A 15,894-nucleotide genomic window follows, 5' to 3' on the forward strand; every position below is an offset into this window, starting at 1 on the left:
CACAAGCGCAAGCAGCTACAAAATCAATAGCAAACAACCCAATCAGCCAACGATCTGCCCGGAACCGCTGTCCGAGGGCAAGGATTGTTGCTGCTGCTGATCCGCGGGCTGACGGCCCCCGTCACGACCATGGTCACGGCGTGGTTCGCGGTCGCCGCGCTCTGCTGGAGCAGGGCGGTCGCTGCCGCCGGCAGGACGATCGGCCAGCACCTTCATCGACAGCTTGACGCGGCCCTTCTCGTCGGTTTCCATGACCTTGACCTTCACGATCTGGCCTTCGGTCAGGTAGTCACCCACGCGCTCAACGCGCTCGTGGGCAATCTGACTGATGTGCAGCAGACCATCCTTGCCGGGCAGCAGATTGATCAGTGCGCCGAAGTCCAGGATCTTGGTCACAGGGCCTTCGTAGATCTTGCCAATTTCGACTTCCGCCGTGATCTGCTCGATGCGCTTCTTGGCCTCGTCGGCCTTGGCCGCATCAGTGGCGGCGATGGTGATGGTGCCGTCTTCCTCGATGTTGATCTGGCAGCCGGTTTCTTCGGTCAGCGCACGGATCACCGCACCGCCCTTGCCGATCACGTCACGGATCTTCTCGGGGTTGATCTTCATCGTGTAGAGCTTGGGCGCAAAGTTCGACACCTCAGTCTTGGCTTCACCCATGGCCTCTTGCATCTTGCCCAGGATGTGCATGCGCGCTTCCTTGGCCTGGGCCAGGGCGACCTGCATGATCTCCTTGGTGATGCCCTGGATCTTGATGTCCATCTGCAGCGCGGTAATACCAGCCGTGGTACCCGCCACCTTGAAGTCCATGTCACCCAGATGATCTTCATCACCCAGAATGTCGGTCAACACGGCAAAACGGTTGGCATCCTTGATCAGGCCCATGGCGATACCCGCCACATGCGCCTTCATCGGAACGCCCGCATCCATCAGCGACAGGCAGCCACCGCAGACCGATGCCATCGACGACGAGCCGTTGGATTCGGTGATTTCGGACACCACGCGCATGGTGTAGGGGAATTCTTCCTTCGTCGGCAACACGGCAATCAGAGCGCGCTTGGCCAGACGACCATGGCCGATTTCGCGGCGCTTGGTCGAACCCATGCGACCCACTTCACCGGTGGCAAAGGGAGGCATGTTGTAGTGCATCATGAAGCGGTCTTCATACTCGCCAGCCAGCGCATCGATGCGCTGAGCGTCGCGCTCGGTCCCCAGCGTGGTCACCACCAGCGCCTGGGTTTCGCCACGCGTGAAGAGCGACGAGCCATGGGCGCGGGGCAGTACGCTGCCACGGATTTCGATAGGGCGCACGGTGCGCGTGTCGCGGCCATCGATCCGGGGCTCGCCGGCTAGGATCTGGCTGCGCACGATGCCAGCTTCGATATCGAACAGCATGCCTTCAACCTTGACAGCGTCGAACTCGACACCCTCAGCCTTCAAGGCTGCCATCACGGCCGCATAAGCTTCGCGGCAAGCCTGCGTGCGGGCTTGCTTGTTGCGGATCTGGTAGGCAGCGCGCAGCTTGTCGTCAGCCAGGGCCACCACTTTGGCGATCAGGGTTTCGTCCTTGGCAGGGGCTTCCCACTGCCATACGGGCTTGCCAGCATCGCGCACCAGTTCGTGGATGGCGTTGATGGCCACATTGCCTTGCTCGTGGCCAAACACCACGGCACCGAGCATGATTTCTTCGGACAGTTGCTGTGCTTCGGATTCCACCATCAGCACGGCGGCCTCGGTACCCGCCACCACCAGATCCATCTGCGAGTTTTTGCGGGCAGTCTGACCAGGGTTGAGCACGTATTCGCCGTTGATGTAGCCCACGCGTGCGGCGCCAATGGGGCCATTGAACGGGATGCCGGAGATGGCCAGGGCTGCACTGGTAGCGATCAGGGCTGCGATGTCAGCGTCCACCTCTGGGTTCAGCGACACCGTGTGGATCACCACATGCACTTCGTTGAAGAAACCTTCGGGGAACAGCGGGCGGATCGGACGGTCGATCAGGCGGCTGGTAAGGGTTTCGTGCTCGCTGGGCTTGGCTTCGCGCTTGAAGAAGCTGCCAGGGATCTTGCCTGCAGCATAGGTCTTCTCGATGTAGTCCACCGTCAGGGGGAAGAAGTCCTGTCCTGGCTTGGCACCCTTGGATGCCACCACGGTGGCCAGCACCACGGTGTCATCAATGTTCACCAGCACAGCGCCGGAGGCTTGGCGGGCGATCTCACCCGTTTCCATGATGACGGTCTTGTCACCCCATTGGAAGGTCTTGGTGACTTTGTTGAAAATGCTCATGTTCAGCTCCTTTTTTAATAGCTGGTAGCGCTCTACCAGATTGGCTTGGAGAGCAATTCAGAACACGATGCCATTCCAGGGAACCTGCACACCAACCCATGGCGGCAACTTCATTGGAATGACACAGCTTCGCTCTGTTTTGCGACTCCGAAGTAAAAAACGCCTGAGCTAGCGGACTAACCCAGGCGTTTTCGCATGCGATTGCAATTACTTGCGCAGACCCAGCTTGGCGATCAGCGCGGTGTAACGGTCAGCGTCCTTGGCCTTCAGGTAGTCCAGCAGCTTGCGACGACGGCTCACCATGCGCAGCAGGCCACGGCGACCGTGGTGGTCCTTGGCGTGTGTCTTGAAGTGGGGGGTCAGTTCGTTGATGCGGGCGGTCAGCAGGGCCACCTGCACTTCTGGGCTACCAGTGTCATTGGCAGCACGGGCGTTCGCCTTGACGACTTCGGCCTTGATGGAGGATGCGATCATTGTTTTTCCTTGATAAGGCCCGCGAAGGAAGCTGGGCCGTGGTTTTTACTTGCGCCAGCGGCTGGAACGGCTGCAGGCGTGCGTCTTGCACCATGCAAAACCAGTCGAGTATAACCCAGCCGCATTTTCACCTTGCCAAGCACAACCCGATCCGGAAACACTACACACATTCATTTTCGATCGAAAACCGCATGATGCAATCTCAGCGCACTCCCCACCGCACCACTCCTCACACCCTGCATCAGAGTCTGCCTGCCTTGCTGGCTGCAAGTATCGCGCTAACACTACTCACAGGTGTCGGCGTCGCGCAGGCCAAAGGCTCCACAGACAACAAAACCCATGCAGCCAAAACCTCTCCCAAGAAAAAAAGCGTGAGCAAGGTCACCTACCAACGCAGCGCCTCTGAAGAGACGGCGGCTGAACGCGACCGTCGTATGTTCCGGGAGTGCCGAGGCTTACACAACGCCGGGGCCTGCAGGGGATACACACGCAAGTGACAGGCTGAAGCCCGCCTCTCGTCGGCGTGTAGGCGCCACCTGTCACCTGACCTGACTACCACGCACCTCATCTTCGTAGGATCACGATATGCAAGTACTACCCCCATCTCTTCCACCGCAAATGCAGACACGCTCTAGGCCAAGTCGTGGATTCACGGCGATCGAATTGATGATTGTTGTAGCCATTGTGGCCGTTCTGGCAGCTTTGGCTGGACCAAGCTTTAGAGACTTGATGGACGGCTTCAGGGTCAGGGCTGCGACCGAAGAGATAACAAACAGTATTTATTTAGCCCGCTCAGAAGCAATCAAGCGGGGAGGGCTTGTCTCTGTGAGAAAGAATTGCGCCACCGGGACCGTCCAACAATGGGAATGTGGATGGATTGTTTTTACGGATGCAAATAATGATGGGATTCTGAATGGAACAGATACAGTCCTGCAGACGTTTCCCAACTTGCCCAATGTCAACGTTAACCACCTTTTCAATGGTGCATTTTACAAAGTGGATCGCTGGGGACAGATCAACGGACTTGGGGCTGCCAGTTTCAGCGTCACACCCCAGCCGCTGGGCGTAGCGTCGAGGCATGCAACAGCTCTGTGCATTTCTTCAGGTGGCCGCATTAAAGCAACGAAAGGAGCAACCACATGTCCGTGAAAAATAATCGACAACGCGGTGTTAGCCTGATTGAATCGCTTGTTGCTATTGTCGTTACAGCGCTAGGCATTTTGGGAATTTTGGGGGTACAACTTCGCACACTCGCGGACACACAGACAGGGGTACGGCGTGCGCAAGCCATTCGACTGATTGAAGACCTGAGCGAGCACACCAAGGTGAACCCCAATGCCCTAGGAAATATCAACAGCTATTTAATGAATTGGGGCGCAACACCTACAGCACCCGTTGATTGCAAAACGGCACCCTGCAACTCTCAACAACTAGCTCTCTATGACGTCTCACGCTGGCGTCAGGCTGTTACCAGCGCACTTCCCAATTCGGATGTCAATGTCTTTATTGTTCCAGATGAAACCGTTGCAAACAACAATCGACAATTGGGGGTTATGGTTAGCTGGCGAGAAAACGAGAAAGATACGGGAACAGGCGCTGTTTTCAAAATTACAAACACAGAAACAGGCAGTGTTTCCTGCCCCGCAAACAGCATCTGCCATCTTCAATACGTTCAACTGACAGCCCGTTGCGCGCCCTACACAATGGGAGGCCCGACCTTGCCGCAGACTTTTTGCCCTGGAGTCTGAACAATGAAAAAAAACTATCTCCCAAGATCTGAAAATCTATCCACTCAACATGGCGCCACACTCGTGGAGTTATTGGTTGGAATTACCATTGGCCTTATGACGATTGCCGTTGCTGCCAGTGCACTAATGATTTCGCGCGGGGTATCTGGCACTGTGAGTGATGCCAGCCAAATTCAACAACAAGCCTCTTATATCTTCCGCATTATTGGACAGCAACTGCGGCAAGCAGGGTCGATGCGCCTGGATCTGGCTGCCAATAAGGGCCCTGCTGATCCCATTGACGCAGCAGATGTTGTTGCCTTCACTCCAGATATATCACTTCACTCGCTGACAGCATCTACACCGCCAATCTCTGGAAAAGACTCACCAACAGCGTCTGAATACAAACTCTCTGTCGCTTATCAGAATTATGCTGAACCGAGTTTCACCTCCGCATCCAACGTTTCTTTTTTCCGCGACTGCCTCTCCAACGCACCGAATTTACCGGTAGCCCCTCTTGAACAGAACATCCTCCAGAGCCAGTTCATTCTACAAGGTGAGGAATTTCGCTGTGCCGGAACAGGCATTGGATCACAAGCGCTGGCCCGCAATATCGCAGACTTCCAAGTCAACTACCTTCGGCAAACGGATAGCACTACAGGCGCTCCGAAAATTCAAACTGTCAATGCAACCACGATTGGAACTGCCTGGAATACTGTTTATGGAGCAGATGTATGCATCGTACTTTATGGCGATGAACCCATCGATATGCCCGCCGGCAGCTCCTACACTGGCTGTGATGGCACTGCCGTCAATATGAGCAGTACCGGCACACTTCCGGCCAATCGAAAAAATCGCCTTCACATGACCTTTCGCACCACATACCAGTTGCGAAGCCAAGGGCTGACGGGCTGATTACGGACAATGACCATCATGCAAAGCATGTCAAAAAAAAACCCTCAATTACAACGTGGCATTTCTCTATTCGTAGTAATAGTTATTGTCATGCTCTCAGCTTTATTGGCAATGTGGGGTTCCAGAACCTCTCTGTTCAATGAAATGATTGTTGGCAACGACGCCGACTACCAGAGAGCTTTTGAAGCAGCGCAAGCGCTCGTCCAGGATGCAGAATTCGACATCCGTGGTGAGCGACCAGATGGGACCGCCTGCGTCCCGGCCGCAGGTAAACCCGAGGTATGCAGAGTTCCTGACGCGGTAGTAAATAAAGTATGGATACCCACTGAAGACAAGGAAATTGGGAACATTTTGAGCGAACTGGATGGTGCAACTACAAAATGCATCAAGGGAATATGCCTGAAACGCACAGGCAACCAGGATTTCTGGAATGACAAGACCACATTGACTGCACTAATGGTGGATGGTGTTGGTGCGCGCTATGGCCAATTTACTGGCGCCGAGGCAGGTAGCAAAAGCAACCCAATCCTGAAATTAAATCAGCCAGGAGATGATGCCACCAAAGGCGGCTGGTACTGGATTGAAATTCTTCCCTACGATAACAATGCAGGGAATACTGGCCTTATCACCAATGGCTCCAACAGCCTTGCACTAAACCTCCTTCCAAGCGTCGCATATCGCATCACTGCCGTAGCTCGAGGGCTTAAGCCGAGTACGCAGGTTGTACTGCAGTCAACTTTTGTTCGTCAGAAAATGAAAAACTGACAGGAGAATTTTTATGAAAAAATCGCCATTATTCAAAAAAACGGCCATCGGCGCTCTGATTGCTGCAGTCTGCACCCCTCAAGTAACGCTAGCTGACCCCCTGGATTTTTCAACACTTCCCCCGGGTTTGGTATCCATACCCCCGACACCGAATGTCATTCTGTCTGTAGATGATTCCGGGAGTATGAGCGAACAAGTAGGAGGCGGGGATACCAAGACCAAGATGTTCCGCTTGAAAGAAGCTCTCGCAACAGTATTTAATGACAAACTGCTGCTGCCCGATGGGAAGATTCGCTTGGCATGGCAGGTGATGCACAACAATGGTGGATCCACTGGGGCAGGCAATCTGACTGCAGGTGCTGTCAACTCCATGAAAGTTCTTGACGACACCCATCGGACCAATTTTTTGAGCTTCGCAGGCAGCCTTTCACCAAATAGCGGAACCCCATCTCACCGGATGATGAAACAAGCCTACAACTATATGAAAGTGGGTAAGAGCTTGAATAGTCCTTGGGCCTATACACCTGGGACAAAGGAAGAACCCTACTTGGGTTGCCGCCGCTCCTACCACATTTTCATGACCGATGGCGGCTGGAATGGCTATGCCGCCAGCGAACTGCCTGGAGAGGCAGACAATGTGAATTACACACTCCCAGACGGACAGATTTACGATACAGCATCTGATCAAACCAACGTCTATCGGGGTGCACAAGGTGATTTGTTAGCAGATTGGGCCATGAAAATGTGGCGAGAAGATTTGCAGACAGGCATTGACGACTTGATCAAGCCCAGTACAACTGATGGAGTTCCCTCTACAGAAACTTTTGGTTCAACCACATTACAACGGTACTGGAATCCGAAGCACAACCCTGCTAAATGGCAGCACATTGTAAACTATACCATCGGATATGGCACCGGTGCTTATTCGTGGCCAAACGCACCCAAATGGTCGATGGCAGATGATGACAACTACGGTGCGGGCGGAGATTACTCAAAGCTCGTCGCAGGCACAACGACCTGGGTGCCCACAGTACTCCAAAATCTGAATGCCAACAATCCTGCCGAACTTTGGCACATCGCAATTAATAGTCGCGGAAAGTTTTATCCTACGGGCCCCGGTCGTAAATATGATTTAAAAGAAGCCTTCAAAAAGATTCTTGAAAATATCAACTTAGAAAATACAGCAGATGTTGCCAGTATGGGAAGCAGCTCTACGACAATTATACGCAATGATCTCCAAGCATTTACATCTGGCTATGACCCAAAGAAATGGTCAGGATATGTAAGAGCTGATAAATTTCTAACGACTGGCGGCATAATTCCCGATCCGGGCTGGGGTGTCGTAAGTGGCTCTACCCACAAAACGACAGCAAATAAACTGGACGCCAGGGACATTTCGACGAGAGTCATCTTAACTACAAACGATGATACGAACAAAGGCGTTTCTTTCGAATGGGAAGCTGGTACGACGAAATTGAGTGCAACTCAAAAGGCGCTCCTTGACGGGGGCAGCCTTGGGGAGAAGCGTACCAACTTCATACGGGGTGAACGGACCTATGAGGAAGGAACCGTCAGCAAGCCGTTCCGCGTGCGCGACTCAAGACACGGGGATATTGGAAACTCAGGAATCTGGTATGTGGATCAACCCGCTAGCAACTATTCTTTCAAAGGCTATAAATCCTTTGTCTCTACGCATAAAAACCGCCTGCCCATGATTTATGTAGGTGGTAACGATGGCATGCTACATGGTTTTTCAGCCGTGGATGGGGAAGAAAAAATTGCGTATATTCCCAAAGCCGTTGTTCCAGAACTCGCCAAGCTAAGCGATCCTAGCTATGTCCATCGTTATTATGTTGACGGATCTCCATTTACTGGTGATGTCAACCTTGCAGACAACGCTTCGCCTTCCGATTGGCGAACCATGCTGGTCGGTACCCTGGGAGCGGGCGGCAAAGGCTATTTCGTGCTCGATGTCACCCAGCCCGGCGGGAAGTCAGGCACGCCTGCAACGACGTTTTCTACCGTGAATGCCAAAGACTTGGTATTTATGGACAAAACCCTGCATCCCAGCGCACCGTTGGCGGCAAATAGCGATGACGAGGACATTGGACATATTTTTCATCCACCTGTTGTTGATGACAATAATCCATTCAAAGCCAGCCAAGTCGCAATGATGAACGACAATCGGTGGGCTGTAATTATGGGCAATGGTTATAACAGCAAAAATGAGCGCCCTGTTTTACTGATTCAATATTTGGATGGCCTCAAGGAATTGGTGAAAATTGTTGCCACAGGCAACCAAAAAATCAGCTCTCCAATTGATGCTGCTCTCGACACGAATGTCATTGCCAACGGCCTTTCGGCACCCAAACCGGTGGATATCAACAGCGATGGTAAAGTAGATATCGTTTACGCTGGTGATCTGAAAGGCAATCTCTGGAAGTTCGACCTGACCAGCACTAATGCCAGCGTCTGGTCAGTCGCGTCGTGGGGAAGCACCGATGCCACACCTTGTGCCTGGAAAACTTCTATTTGCAAGCCTTTGTTTACCGCAGAGTACTCAGGAAAGCGGCAGCCCATCACCGCACCTCCCACCATCAAGGCGAATGACCGTGGTGCGGGCGGCATGATGGTGGCCTTTGGCACCGGCGCTAATCTCACTGATAATGATCGGAGCAGTACGGATGTGCAATCTGTTTATTCCATTCTTGACAACACACACTACAAAATCGATTCTGGCAAGCTTGTCATCAATACAGATATATCCGACGATGGTGTGATTCCTACTGCCGTCAGTGGAACCAGCGATCTGGTCAAACAAGACATGGTGAATACCACGGGTATTGCGGGTCAAGGAGTGAGCTCTGCTCGGCGCTTCTGGCAGATGACGCAGAATAATGTCAACTACGATGCTACCAAAGGCCCAGTGAAGAAAGGCTGGTACTTCAATTTCCAGGTAACCAGTGAGCGTGTGCTGCGTCCGATGAGTTTCTTCGATGGAAGCAACAACCTGATGGTGTATTCAGTTACTCCAGCGTACGGTGGCAACGGTTCTACTGACGAAACCTGTGAACCAGCAGGCACGCCGGAGAAAGCCTACCTTACCTTGCTCAATATCATGGATGGCAAGAAGCCAGGCGTGCAAGTTATGGACCGCAATGGGGATGGCTTTTACAACACGACAGATGACGGCGTGTCACGGATGACACTGCCACCCGGAGCGGTCAGCGTCGTTTCCAGCAAGAAAGGCATTACGATTTCCGGTGGAGACAAGAAGCCCGACACGCTTGCACCCATGCCCGAACAACCTGCACGCCCCAGCTGGCGCCAGCTGCAATAATCGGTGCTTCAACCAGGGAGCAAAACCATATGCACAAAAAGCACCAAGGCTTCACGCTGATCGAGGTGATGATTGTGGTGGCCATCATCGGCATCCTCACCGCAATTGCAATTCCTTCGTACAGCGAGTACATCCGGCGTGGGCACCGTGCAGACGCCCGTGCTGGGTTGCTGCAGGCGCAGCAGTGGTTGGAGCGAGCCTCCACTGCCACCGGTAGTTACCCAACCGCGCTGCCAAGCACGCTGACTTGGGCTGGGGATGCCACCAAGCGATACACCATAGCCATTGGGGGCCCTGCTACGACCTCATCATTCACGTTAACGGCGACGCCTCGGGCAGGCACGCCCCAGGTAGGTGACAAATGCGGCAACTACACATTGACCCACACAGGGATACGAGGTGCCAACGGGAAAATCCAAAGTGATGCTGGCTTTGATGCCACCTGCTGGAACAAATAGCCACTAAGCTACCATCTTGGGCGCCATGATTCACAAAGCGCCCCCTCACATCCACCAAGCGCTTGGGCTCGCCACCCAGGCGCTTTTTGTTTCCAACCCCAACCCGCGTGTTGGCTGCGTGCTTGTCTCTCCAAGCGGCGAAGTGATAGGCCAAGGGTTCACGCAGCGTGCGGGTGGGCCGCACGCTGAAGTGGTGGCCTTGCGCGACGCCAGCGGCAAGGGGTTCGGTACGGCAGGCGCCACAGCCTATGTCACGCTGGAGCCCTGTTCCCACCATGGGCGAACTGGCCCCTGCTGCGATGCACTCATTCAAGCTGGTGTTGCCAAAGTGGTGGCCTCGTTGGCGGACCCAAACCCTTTGGTGGGCGGGCGCGGGTTTGACCGGCTGCGTGCGGCAGGGGTGGAGGTCGTGGTCGGCCCTGGGGCTGAAGAATCCCGAGAACTCAACATTGGTTTTTTCAGCCGCATGATCCGGGGTACACCCTGGGTGCGGCTGAAAGTAGCAAGCTCGCTGGATGGCACTACGGCCCTGAACAATGGCGCCAGCCAGTGGATCACGTCCCGCGCTGCGCGGGCGGATGGACACGCGTGGAGGGCCAGGGCGTGCGCTGTATTGACGGGCATTGGCACAGTGCTGGATGACAACCCCCGGCTAGACGTCCGCGAAGTTCCCACGCCACGCCAGCCCCATGTGGTGGTGGTGGACAGCCAGTTGCAGTTGCCGACCGACGCCAATCTGCTGATGAAAGGGCGCGATTGTTATGTCTACACAGCCTCTGACAACGAAACCAAGAAGACAGCTTTGCAAGCCTGTGGTGCTACGGTGATCCACCTGCCCAACGCGAACGGCAAGGTCGATCTTTCGGCAATGCTCCAGGACCTGGGCCAACGGGGCATCAACGAGCTGCATGTAGAGGCTGGGCACAAGCTCAATGGCTCTCTGGTCCGAGAAGGCCTGGTCGATGAGCTGTTGCTGTACCTGGCACCACGGCTTTTGGGTGCGGGACGGGGAATTGCAGACTTTGGCCCGTTGACGGCCTTGGCCGATGGGCTGGCGCTGGAATTCAAGTCCGTAGAGACCTTGGGCGCGGACTTGCGCGTTGTGGCACGGGTGCAGGGACGCGACAGGTTCTAACACCTCCACCCTGCCCGCAGGCACGGGCTTCGCAGTGCGGATGGTGAAAGACAAACGGGTGAGGCGAGGCTGAACAGCAGCAGGTGGACTCTCACGGCGTAGCCCAGTGGGAATGCCTGCAAGACAATGCTCTGCGCCATAGGCCCTCATCTGCGCAGCACGAAGATATGCCAGATAGCTACCGTCACCCAGCTCACCCACCTGTCCCGGCAAATCCCATTGCCCCCTACCCCTCCACATCACACCAAAACAGTGCAAAACAACGCACCATCCTTTGGCGCGATTTTTGCTTCAACTTGGTGCAAATCTGGTAGCTAGGCTCGAAACGCACCAGAACAGATCAACCAATCGCGCGAGGACGTTATGGAAGCACTCAAACAGGGCAATGATGCCCTGTTCATTCTTCTGGGGGCCATCATGGTGCTGGCCATGCATGCAGGGTTTGCCTTTCTGGAACTGGGCACGGTTCGCAAAAAGAACCAGGTGAATGCGCTGGTCAAGATCCTGGTGGACTTTTCGGTGTCCACCGTGGTGTATTTTGTGGTGGGATACAGCGTGGCCTATGGCACGCATTTCTTCGTGGGCGCTGAATCGCTGGCGCAGCAGAACGGCTACGCATTGGTCAAGTTCTTCTTCTTGCTCACTTTTGCGGCTGCCATTCCGGCGATTGTGTCGGGCGGGATCGCGGAGCGGGCCAAGTTCTGGCCCCAGCTGATGGCCACGGCGGTCATTGTGGGGTTTGTGTATCCGTTCTTTGAAGGCATTGCCTGGAACCAGCACTTTGGGGTGCAGGCCTGGATCAAGGGACTAACGGGCGAAGAGTTCCACGACTTTGCGGGCTCCATCGTCGTGCATGCCATGGGCGGGTGGATCGCCCTGCCGGCCGTGATCCTGCTGGGCTCGCGCGCCAACCGCTACCGCAAGGACGGGGCCATCTCTGCACATCCGCCTTCCAACATCCCGTTTTTGGCGCTGGGCGCCTGGGTGCTGGTGGTGGGATGGTTCGGCTTCAATGTGATGAGCGCACAGACCGTGGACAAGCTCTCCGGCCTGGTAGCGGTGAACTCGCTGATGGCCATGGTGGGCGGCACGTTGGCGGCGTTGGTGCTGGGCAAGAACGACCCGGGCTTCGTGCACAACGGCCCGCTGGCCGGGCTGGTGGCTGTGTGCGCGGGGTCGGACCTGATGCACCCGCTGGGAGCGCTGGTGGTGGGTGCCGTGGCAGGAGCAATCTTTGTGGTGATGTTCACGCTCACCCAGAACCGCTGGAAGATCGATGACGTGCTCGGCGTGTGGCCGTTGCATGGCCTGTGCGGCACATGGGGCGGGCTGGCAGCAGGCATTTTCGGCAGCAAGGCGCTGGGTGGGCTCGGTGGTGTGAGCTTCTCGGCCCAGTTGATCGGCAGCACCCTGGGCGTGGCCTGGGCGCTGGTGGGTGGCCTGGTGGTGTATGGCATTCTCAAGAGCACGGTGGGCCTGCGGCTCACGCAGGAAGAGGAATTTGACGGGGCTGACCTGTCGATCCACAAGATCAGCGCCACGCCAGACCGCGAAGTGAGCTGGTAAACCCGGTAAGACGCTGAGGAGGCAGCTGCCAGCCTGGGCAGCCACTGTGGCGGAGTTGGCGCCGCGTCTGACAAGCGCGGCCACCGCCACACGGTCACAATCGCGCCATGCTTTTATCGACCCCTGCCATTCCAGCGTTTCTGGGCACCACCGCCCGCTACGGCTGGCTGGCGCTTTTGGCCCTCACCATCGCAGGCACAACCAGCGGCTGCGCTGGCCTGCCCAAGGATGTGGAGCGGCCGGTGTCGAGCGCTCTGGCCTCCCCCGCAGGGACACCCCTAGGCCAACTCGTCGAGGAGCGCCGGGCATCGGCAGGCGGCCGCCACCCCTCGGGGTTCCTGCTGCTCAGCGGGCCACAGGCGGCCTACAGCAGCCGCTTGGCGCTGGTGGATGCCGCGCAGAAAACGCTGGACCTGCAGTACTACGCCATCCACGCCGACGCCAGCACCGAGCGCCTGCTGCTCAGTGTGGTGGCCGCAGCCCGGCGCGGTGTGCGTGTGCGGGTGCTGCTGGACGACTTTCACAGCGTGGGCCGGGATGCGCAGGTGATGCGCCTGGCCTTTGTGCCCAACATCGAGATGCGCATGTTCAACCCGCTCACCGGGGCACGGGGCTCGCCGCTGGGGCGCATGTTCAGCGCGCTGAGCGACTTTTCGCGGGTGCAGCAGCGCATGCACAACAAGCTCTTCATCGCCGACAACGCCATGGGCGTCACCGGGGGCCGCAACCTGGGGGACGCCTATTTCGGCAATGCCGATTCCGGCAATTTTGTGGACCTGGACGTGCTGGCAGCAGGGCCTGTGGTGCAGGATCTCTCCCACAGTTTCGACAGCTACTGGAACAACGAGCGCGCCTACCCCGTGCAATCGCTGGTCACGCGGGAGGAGCTGGACACCCTTCGTGAACGCATGCGCAACTCGGATGCCGTGCAGCGCGAGCGTATCGCAGGCCAGGGTGGCGCACTGGCACCGGACAGTCAGCCCGTGCAAGATGGCCGGCGCACCACCGCCGCCCAGCGTGCGCGCATCTGGGACTACCAGCCCATGGACCTGGCGCAAGCGCAGTTCACCTGGGCCCCGGCGGCGGTGCTAGTGGACAAGCCTGCCAAGATTCCGCCCGATGGCACCTCCCTTGCCGCGCTGCCTGAACAGCCCCCGTCCCGGGCAACCCCCCTGGCCGTCGTGTCGCGGGGCGCTGCGCGTGCGCCCGCCAAGGCCTCCACCGAAGCCCTGACCGTTGCTGCCGGGGCCGCTGCCCCCCCCGAATCGTCAGCGTCCAACACCACCAACGGCATCCCATCGGCCACCGCAGCAGTGTCTACCCCCGACCCTGCAACTCTTGATGCCCAGACCGATACCGTGGTGGATGGGCTGCTGCACCTCATGGGACAAGCGCGGCGCGATCTGCTCATCATTTCGCCCTACTTCGTGCCAGGGCCCGACATGAAGCAGGCCTTTGCAGCCGCGCGCGCGCGGGGCGTTCGGGTGCGGGTGCTCACCAACTCGCTGGCCTCCAACGATGCACCCATTGCCCACGCAGGCTATGCGCGCCACCGGCCCGATCTGCTGGCCATGGGCGTCGAGCTGTACGAAATGCGCAGCGAGCTCACGGGCGTGCTGCGCGGGGCACTGGGCTCCACGGGCAGCACGGGGGGGCGTGATGGGCTCAGCGGTGCGGCCAGTTCTGTCGGCAGCTCACGCGCCATGCTGCACTCCAAGATTCTGATCATGGACGGCCGCCTGCTGGTGGTGGGTTCGATGAACCTGGACATCCGCTCGCAACGGCAGAACACGGAGATCGCGCTGCTGATCCGCAGCAGCGACCTGTCACGCCGCGCCACCACGCAGATCGAAACCGCGTTGCGCGAAGCCGCCTGGCATGTGCAGTTGCGCGACGGTGGCAAGCTGGTGTGGCACGCCCCCGAGGGCAGCGGCCTGCCAGATGCCACCACCGAACCTGATGCCAGCGCACCACTGCGGCTGATGCTGCAACTGCTGGGCCCGCTAGCGCCGGATCACCTGCTTTAGTCTGCGTTGGAAGCACCGCCGGGCAGCGCCGCCACCCACGCGGTGATCGCCCGCTGGTCCGTCATCGTGCGCACGTGGTGGTAGGCCACCTCAGCCTCCGGGAAGCGCCTGCGCAGGAGGTTGAGCCATTGTTTGAGCCGCCCCGCGCGCTGGCGTGGTTCCAAGTCGTCACACACCAGTTGCCAGAAGGCCGCCAGGTGCGGCAGCAGGTCGGCCCACGCCACCGTGTCCACGCCGGGCTGCCCCGCATCCGAAGCGCGGATGGCCCGCGCCAGGCCGGGGTCAGCCACCATGCCGCGCCCGAGCATCAGCGCATCGCAGCCCGACACTTCGCGGCAGCGCTGCGCGTCGGCCACGGTCCAGATCTCGCCATTGGCCACCACGGGGATGCCGACCGCCGCGCGGATGGTGGGGATGTGCTCCCAATACGCTGGGGGCCGGTAGCCGTCGGCCTTGGTGCGGGCATGCACCACCAGCTCAGCAGCGCCGCCCGCCTGCATGGCCTGCGCACATTCGCGCATCAGCCCGGTGTCGTTGAAGCCTAGGCGCATCTTGGCGGACACGGGCAGGTGCAGAGGCACGGCGCGGCGCACAGCGGCCACCACGGTGGCGATGCGTTCGGGCTCCTGCAGCAGCGCCGCGCCCCCGCCGTGGCGGTTGACTACCTTGGCCGGGCAACCAAAGTTCAGGTCGATCCCCTCGGGCCCCAGGGCCGCCAGGCGTGCGGCGTTCTCAGCCATGCAGACGGGATCAGAGCCCAGCAGCTGCGCACGCACCGGCACACCGGCCAGCGTGCGGCTGCCGTTGTGCAACTCCGGCACGTAGCGCAGAAACACCTTGTCCGGCAGCAGCGTGCCGGTGATGCGGATGAACTCCGAGACGCAGCGGTCCACCCCGCCCACGCGGGTCAGCACATCACGCAGCACAAAATCCAGGAGCCCCTCCATGGGGGCAAGCAGCAAGGTCATCACGAGAAAGGCCACCGGGCCCAGCACCCCAGCACAGGGCGCGGCCCGCACACAGCCAAAATATGAATCAAAAAGGGCCCTAGCGCTTGATGGATAAGCGCAAGCAGCTATTAAATATATAGCAAATACTGCTTTTGCAGCCATGCTACGACCAGGGGCAGCCCGCCATTGTGCGGCAGCGAGGTCATCACAGCGTCATGGCGGCTTGCTGCAATCACCGCCATTCACCCGTG

At 57.8% G+C, this 15,894-nt stretch carries 13 protein-coding genes; 10 read left to right on the forward strand and 3 right to left on the reverse strand.

Features of this window, described 5'->3' with window-relative positions:
- Positions 1–42: 42 nt before the first annotated feature.
- Both pnp and rpsO read right to left on the reverse strand, forming a co-directional pair.
- Entirely contained in the window at positions 43–2,286 is a 2,244-nt protein-coding gene (gene pnp / locus C8C94_RS10855; RefSeq protein WP_121420714.1) for a polyribonucleotide nucleotidyltransferase, read from the reverse strand.
- A 207-nt stretch (positions 2,287–2,493) separates the two neighbouring features.
- Positions 2,494–2,760, reverse strand: a complete 267-nt coding sequence (gene rpsO, locus C8C94_RS10860) for a 30S ribosomal protein S15 (protein WP_005793232.1) — start codon at positions 2,758–2,760, stop codon at positions 2,494–2,496.
- 92 nt (positions 2,761–2,852) lie between these two features.
- Between rpsO and C8C94_RS10865 the strand changes: the two genes are divergently transcribed.
- From C8C94_RS10865 to C8C94_RS10910, 10 genes are all read left to right on the forward strand, one after another.
- Complete coding sequence (locus C8C94_RS10865) at positions 2,853–3,257, forward strand: hypothetical protein (RefSeq protein ID WP_147433249.1); 405 nt, start codon at positions 2,853–2,855, stop codon at positions 3,255–3,257.
- An 88-nt stretch (positions 3,258–3,345) separates the two neighbouring features.
- A complete protein-coding gene (locus C8C94_RS10870; RefSeq protein WP_233573448.1) occupies positions 3,346–3,909 on the forward strand; it encodes a GspH/FimT family pseudopilin in 564 nt (187 codons plus the stop codon).
- Entirely contained in the window at positions 3,900–4,508 is a 609-nt protein-coding gene (gene pilV, locus C8C94_RS10875; RefSeq protein ID WP_121420717.1) for a type IV pilus modification protein PilV, read from the forward strand. The genes C8C94_RS10870 and pilV overlap by 10 nt, the downstream gene beginning before the upstream one ends.
- Before the next feature lie 3 nt (positions 4,509–4,511).
- A complete protein-coding gene (locus tag C8C94_RS10880; protein ID WP_121420718.1) occupies positions 4,512–5,402 on the forward strand; it encodes a PilW family protein in 891 nt (296 codons plus the stop codon).
- An 18-nt stretch (positions 5,403–5,420) separates the two neighbouring features.
- Positions 5,421–6,167: a pilus assembly protein gene (locus C8C94_RS10885; RefSeq protein WP_121422803.1), complete on the forward strand. Its 747-nt coding sequence runs from the start codon at positions 5,421–5,423 to the stop codon at positions 6,165–6,167.
- Positions 6,168–6,180: 13 nt separating this feature from the next.
- Positions 6,181–9,507, forward strand: coding sequence for a pilus assembly protein (locus C8C94_RS10890; protein WP_147433250.1), 3,327 nt, complete (start codon positions 6,181–6,183; stop codon positions 9,505–9,507).
- A gap of 29 nt (positions 9,508–9,536) precedes the next feature.
- Positions 9,537–9,965 carry a type IV pilin protein gene (locus tag C8C94_RS10895; protein WP_055393206.1) on the forward strand — a complete coding sequence of 143 codons (429 nt, stop codon included), beginning with the start codon at positions 9,537–9,539 and terminating at the stop codon, positions 9,963–9,965.
- Positions 9,966–9,990: 25 nt separating this feature from the next.
- On the forward strand, positions 9,991–11,100 hold the full coding sequence (ribD, locus tag C8C94_RS10900) for a bifunctional diaminohydroxyphosphoribosylaminopyrimidine deaminase/5-amino-6-(5-phosphoribosylamino)uracil reductase RibD (RefSeq protein ID WP_121420720.1): 1,110 nt from the start codon (positions 9,991–9,993) through the stop codon (positions 11,098–11,100).
- A 363-nt stretch (positions 11,101–11,463) separates the two neighbouring features.
- Positions 11,464–12,666, forward strand: coding sequence for an ammonium transporter (locus C8C94_RS10905; RefSeq protein ID WP_121420721.1), 1,203 nt, complete (start codon positions 11,464–11,466; stop codon positions 12,664–12,666).
- A gap of 107 nt (positions 12,667–12,773) precedes the next feature.
- Positions 12,774–14,693 (forward strand): phospholipase D family protein, encoded by a 1,920-nt coding sequence (locus C8C94_RS10910; protein ID WP_121420722.1) that lies wholly within the window; start codon positions 12,774–12,776, stop codon positions 14,691–14,693.
- On the opposite strand, the gene C8C94_RS10915 is transcribed toward C8C94_RS10910, so the two are convergent.
- Positions 14,690–15,661 (reverse strand): tRNA-dihydrouridine synthase, encoded by a 972-nt coding sequence (locus C8C94_RS10915; protein WP_121422804.1) that lies wholly within the window; start codon positions 15,659–15,661, stop codon positions 14,690–14,692. The two genes, C8C94_RS10910 and C8C94_RS10915, sit on opposite strands and share 4 nt — an antisense overlap.
- Positions 15,662–15,894: the final 233 nt, after the last annotated feature.

The sequence above is a fragment of the Acidovorax sp. 94 genome (assembly GCF_003634645.1).
GTDB lineage: Bacteria > Pseudomonadota > Gammaproteobacteria > Burkholderiales > Burkholderiaceae_C > Acidovorax > Acidovorax facilis.

Bases quoted from the DNA above. Each gene is read 5' to 3' on its own strand.
- pnp (WP_121420714.1), bottom strand. From the start codon at position 2,286: ATGAGCATTTTCAACAAAGTCACCAAGACCTTCCAATGGGGTGACAAG.
- rpsO (WP_005793232.1), bottom strand. From the start codon at position 2,760: ATGATCGCATCCTCCATCAAGGCCGAAGTCGTCAAGGCGAACGCCCGT.
- C8C94_RS10865 (WP_147433249.1), top strand. From the start codon at position 2,853: ATGCAAAACCAGTCGAGTATAACCCAGCCGCATTTTCACCTTGCCAAG.
- C8C94_RS10870 (WP_233573448.1), top strand. From the start codon at position 3,346: ATGCAAGTACTACCCCCATCTCTTCCACCGCAAATGCAGACACGCTCT.
- pilV (WP_121420717.1), top strand. From the start codon at position 3,900: ATGTCCGTGAAAAATAATCGACAACGCGGTGTTAGCCTGATTGAATCG.
- C8C94_RS10880 (WP_121420718.1), top strand. From the start codon at position 4,512: ATGAAAAAAAACTATCTCCCAAGATCTGAAAATCTATCCACTCAACAT.
- C8C94_RS10885 (WP_121422803.1), top strand. From the start codon at position 5,421: ATGCAAAGCATGTCAAAAAAAAACCCTCAATTACAACGTGGCATTTCT.
- C8C94_RS10890 (WP_147433250.1), top strand. From the start codon at position 6,181: ATGAAAAAATCGCCATTATTCAAAAAAACGGCCATCGGCGCTCTGATT.
- C8C94_RS10895 (WP_055393206.1), top strand. From the start codon at position 9,537: ATGCACAAAAAGCACCAAGGCTTCACGCTGATCGAGGTGATGATTGTG.
- ribD (WP_121420720.1), top strand. From the start codon at position 9,991: ATGATTCACAAAGCGCCCCCTCACATCCACCAAGCGCTTGGGCTCGCC.
- C8C94_RS10905 (WP_121420721.1), top strand. From the start codon at position 11,464: ATGGAAGCACTCAAACAGGGCAATGATGCCCTGTTCATTCTTCTGGGG.
- C8C94_RS10910 (WP_121420722.1), top strand. From the start codon at position 12,774: ATGCTTTTATCGACCCCTGCCATTCCAGCGTTTCTGGGCACCACCGCC.
- C8C94_RS10915 (WP_121422804.1), bottom strand. From the start codon at position 15,661: ATGACCTTGCTGCTTGCCCCCATGGAGGGGCTCCTGGATTTTGTGCTG.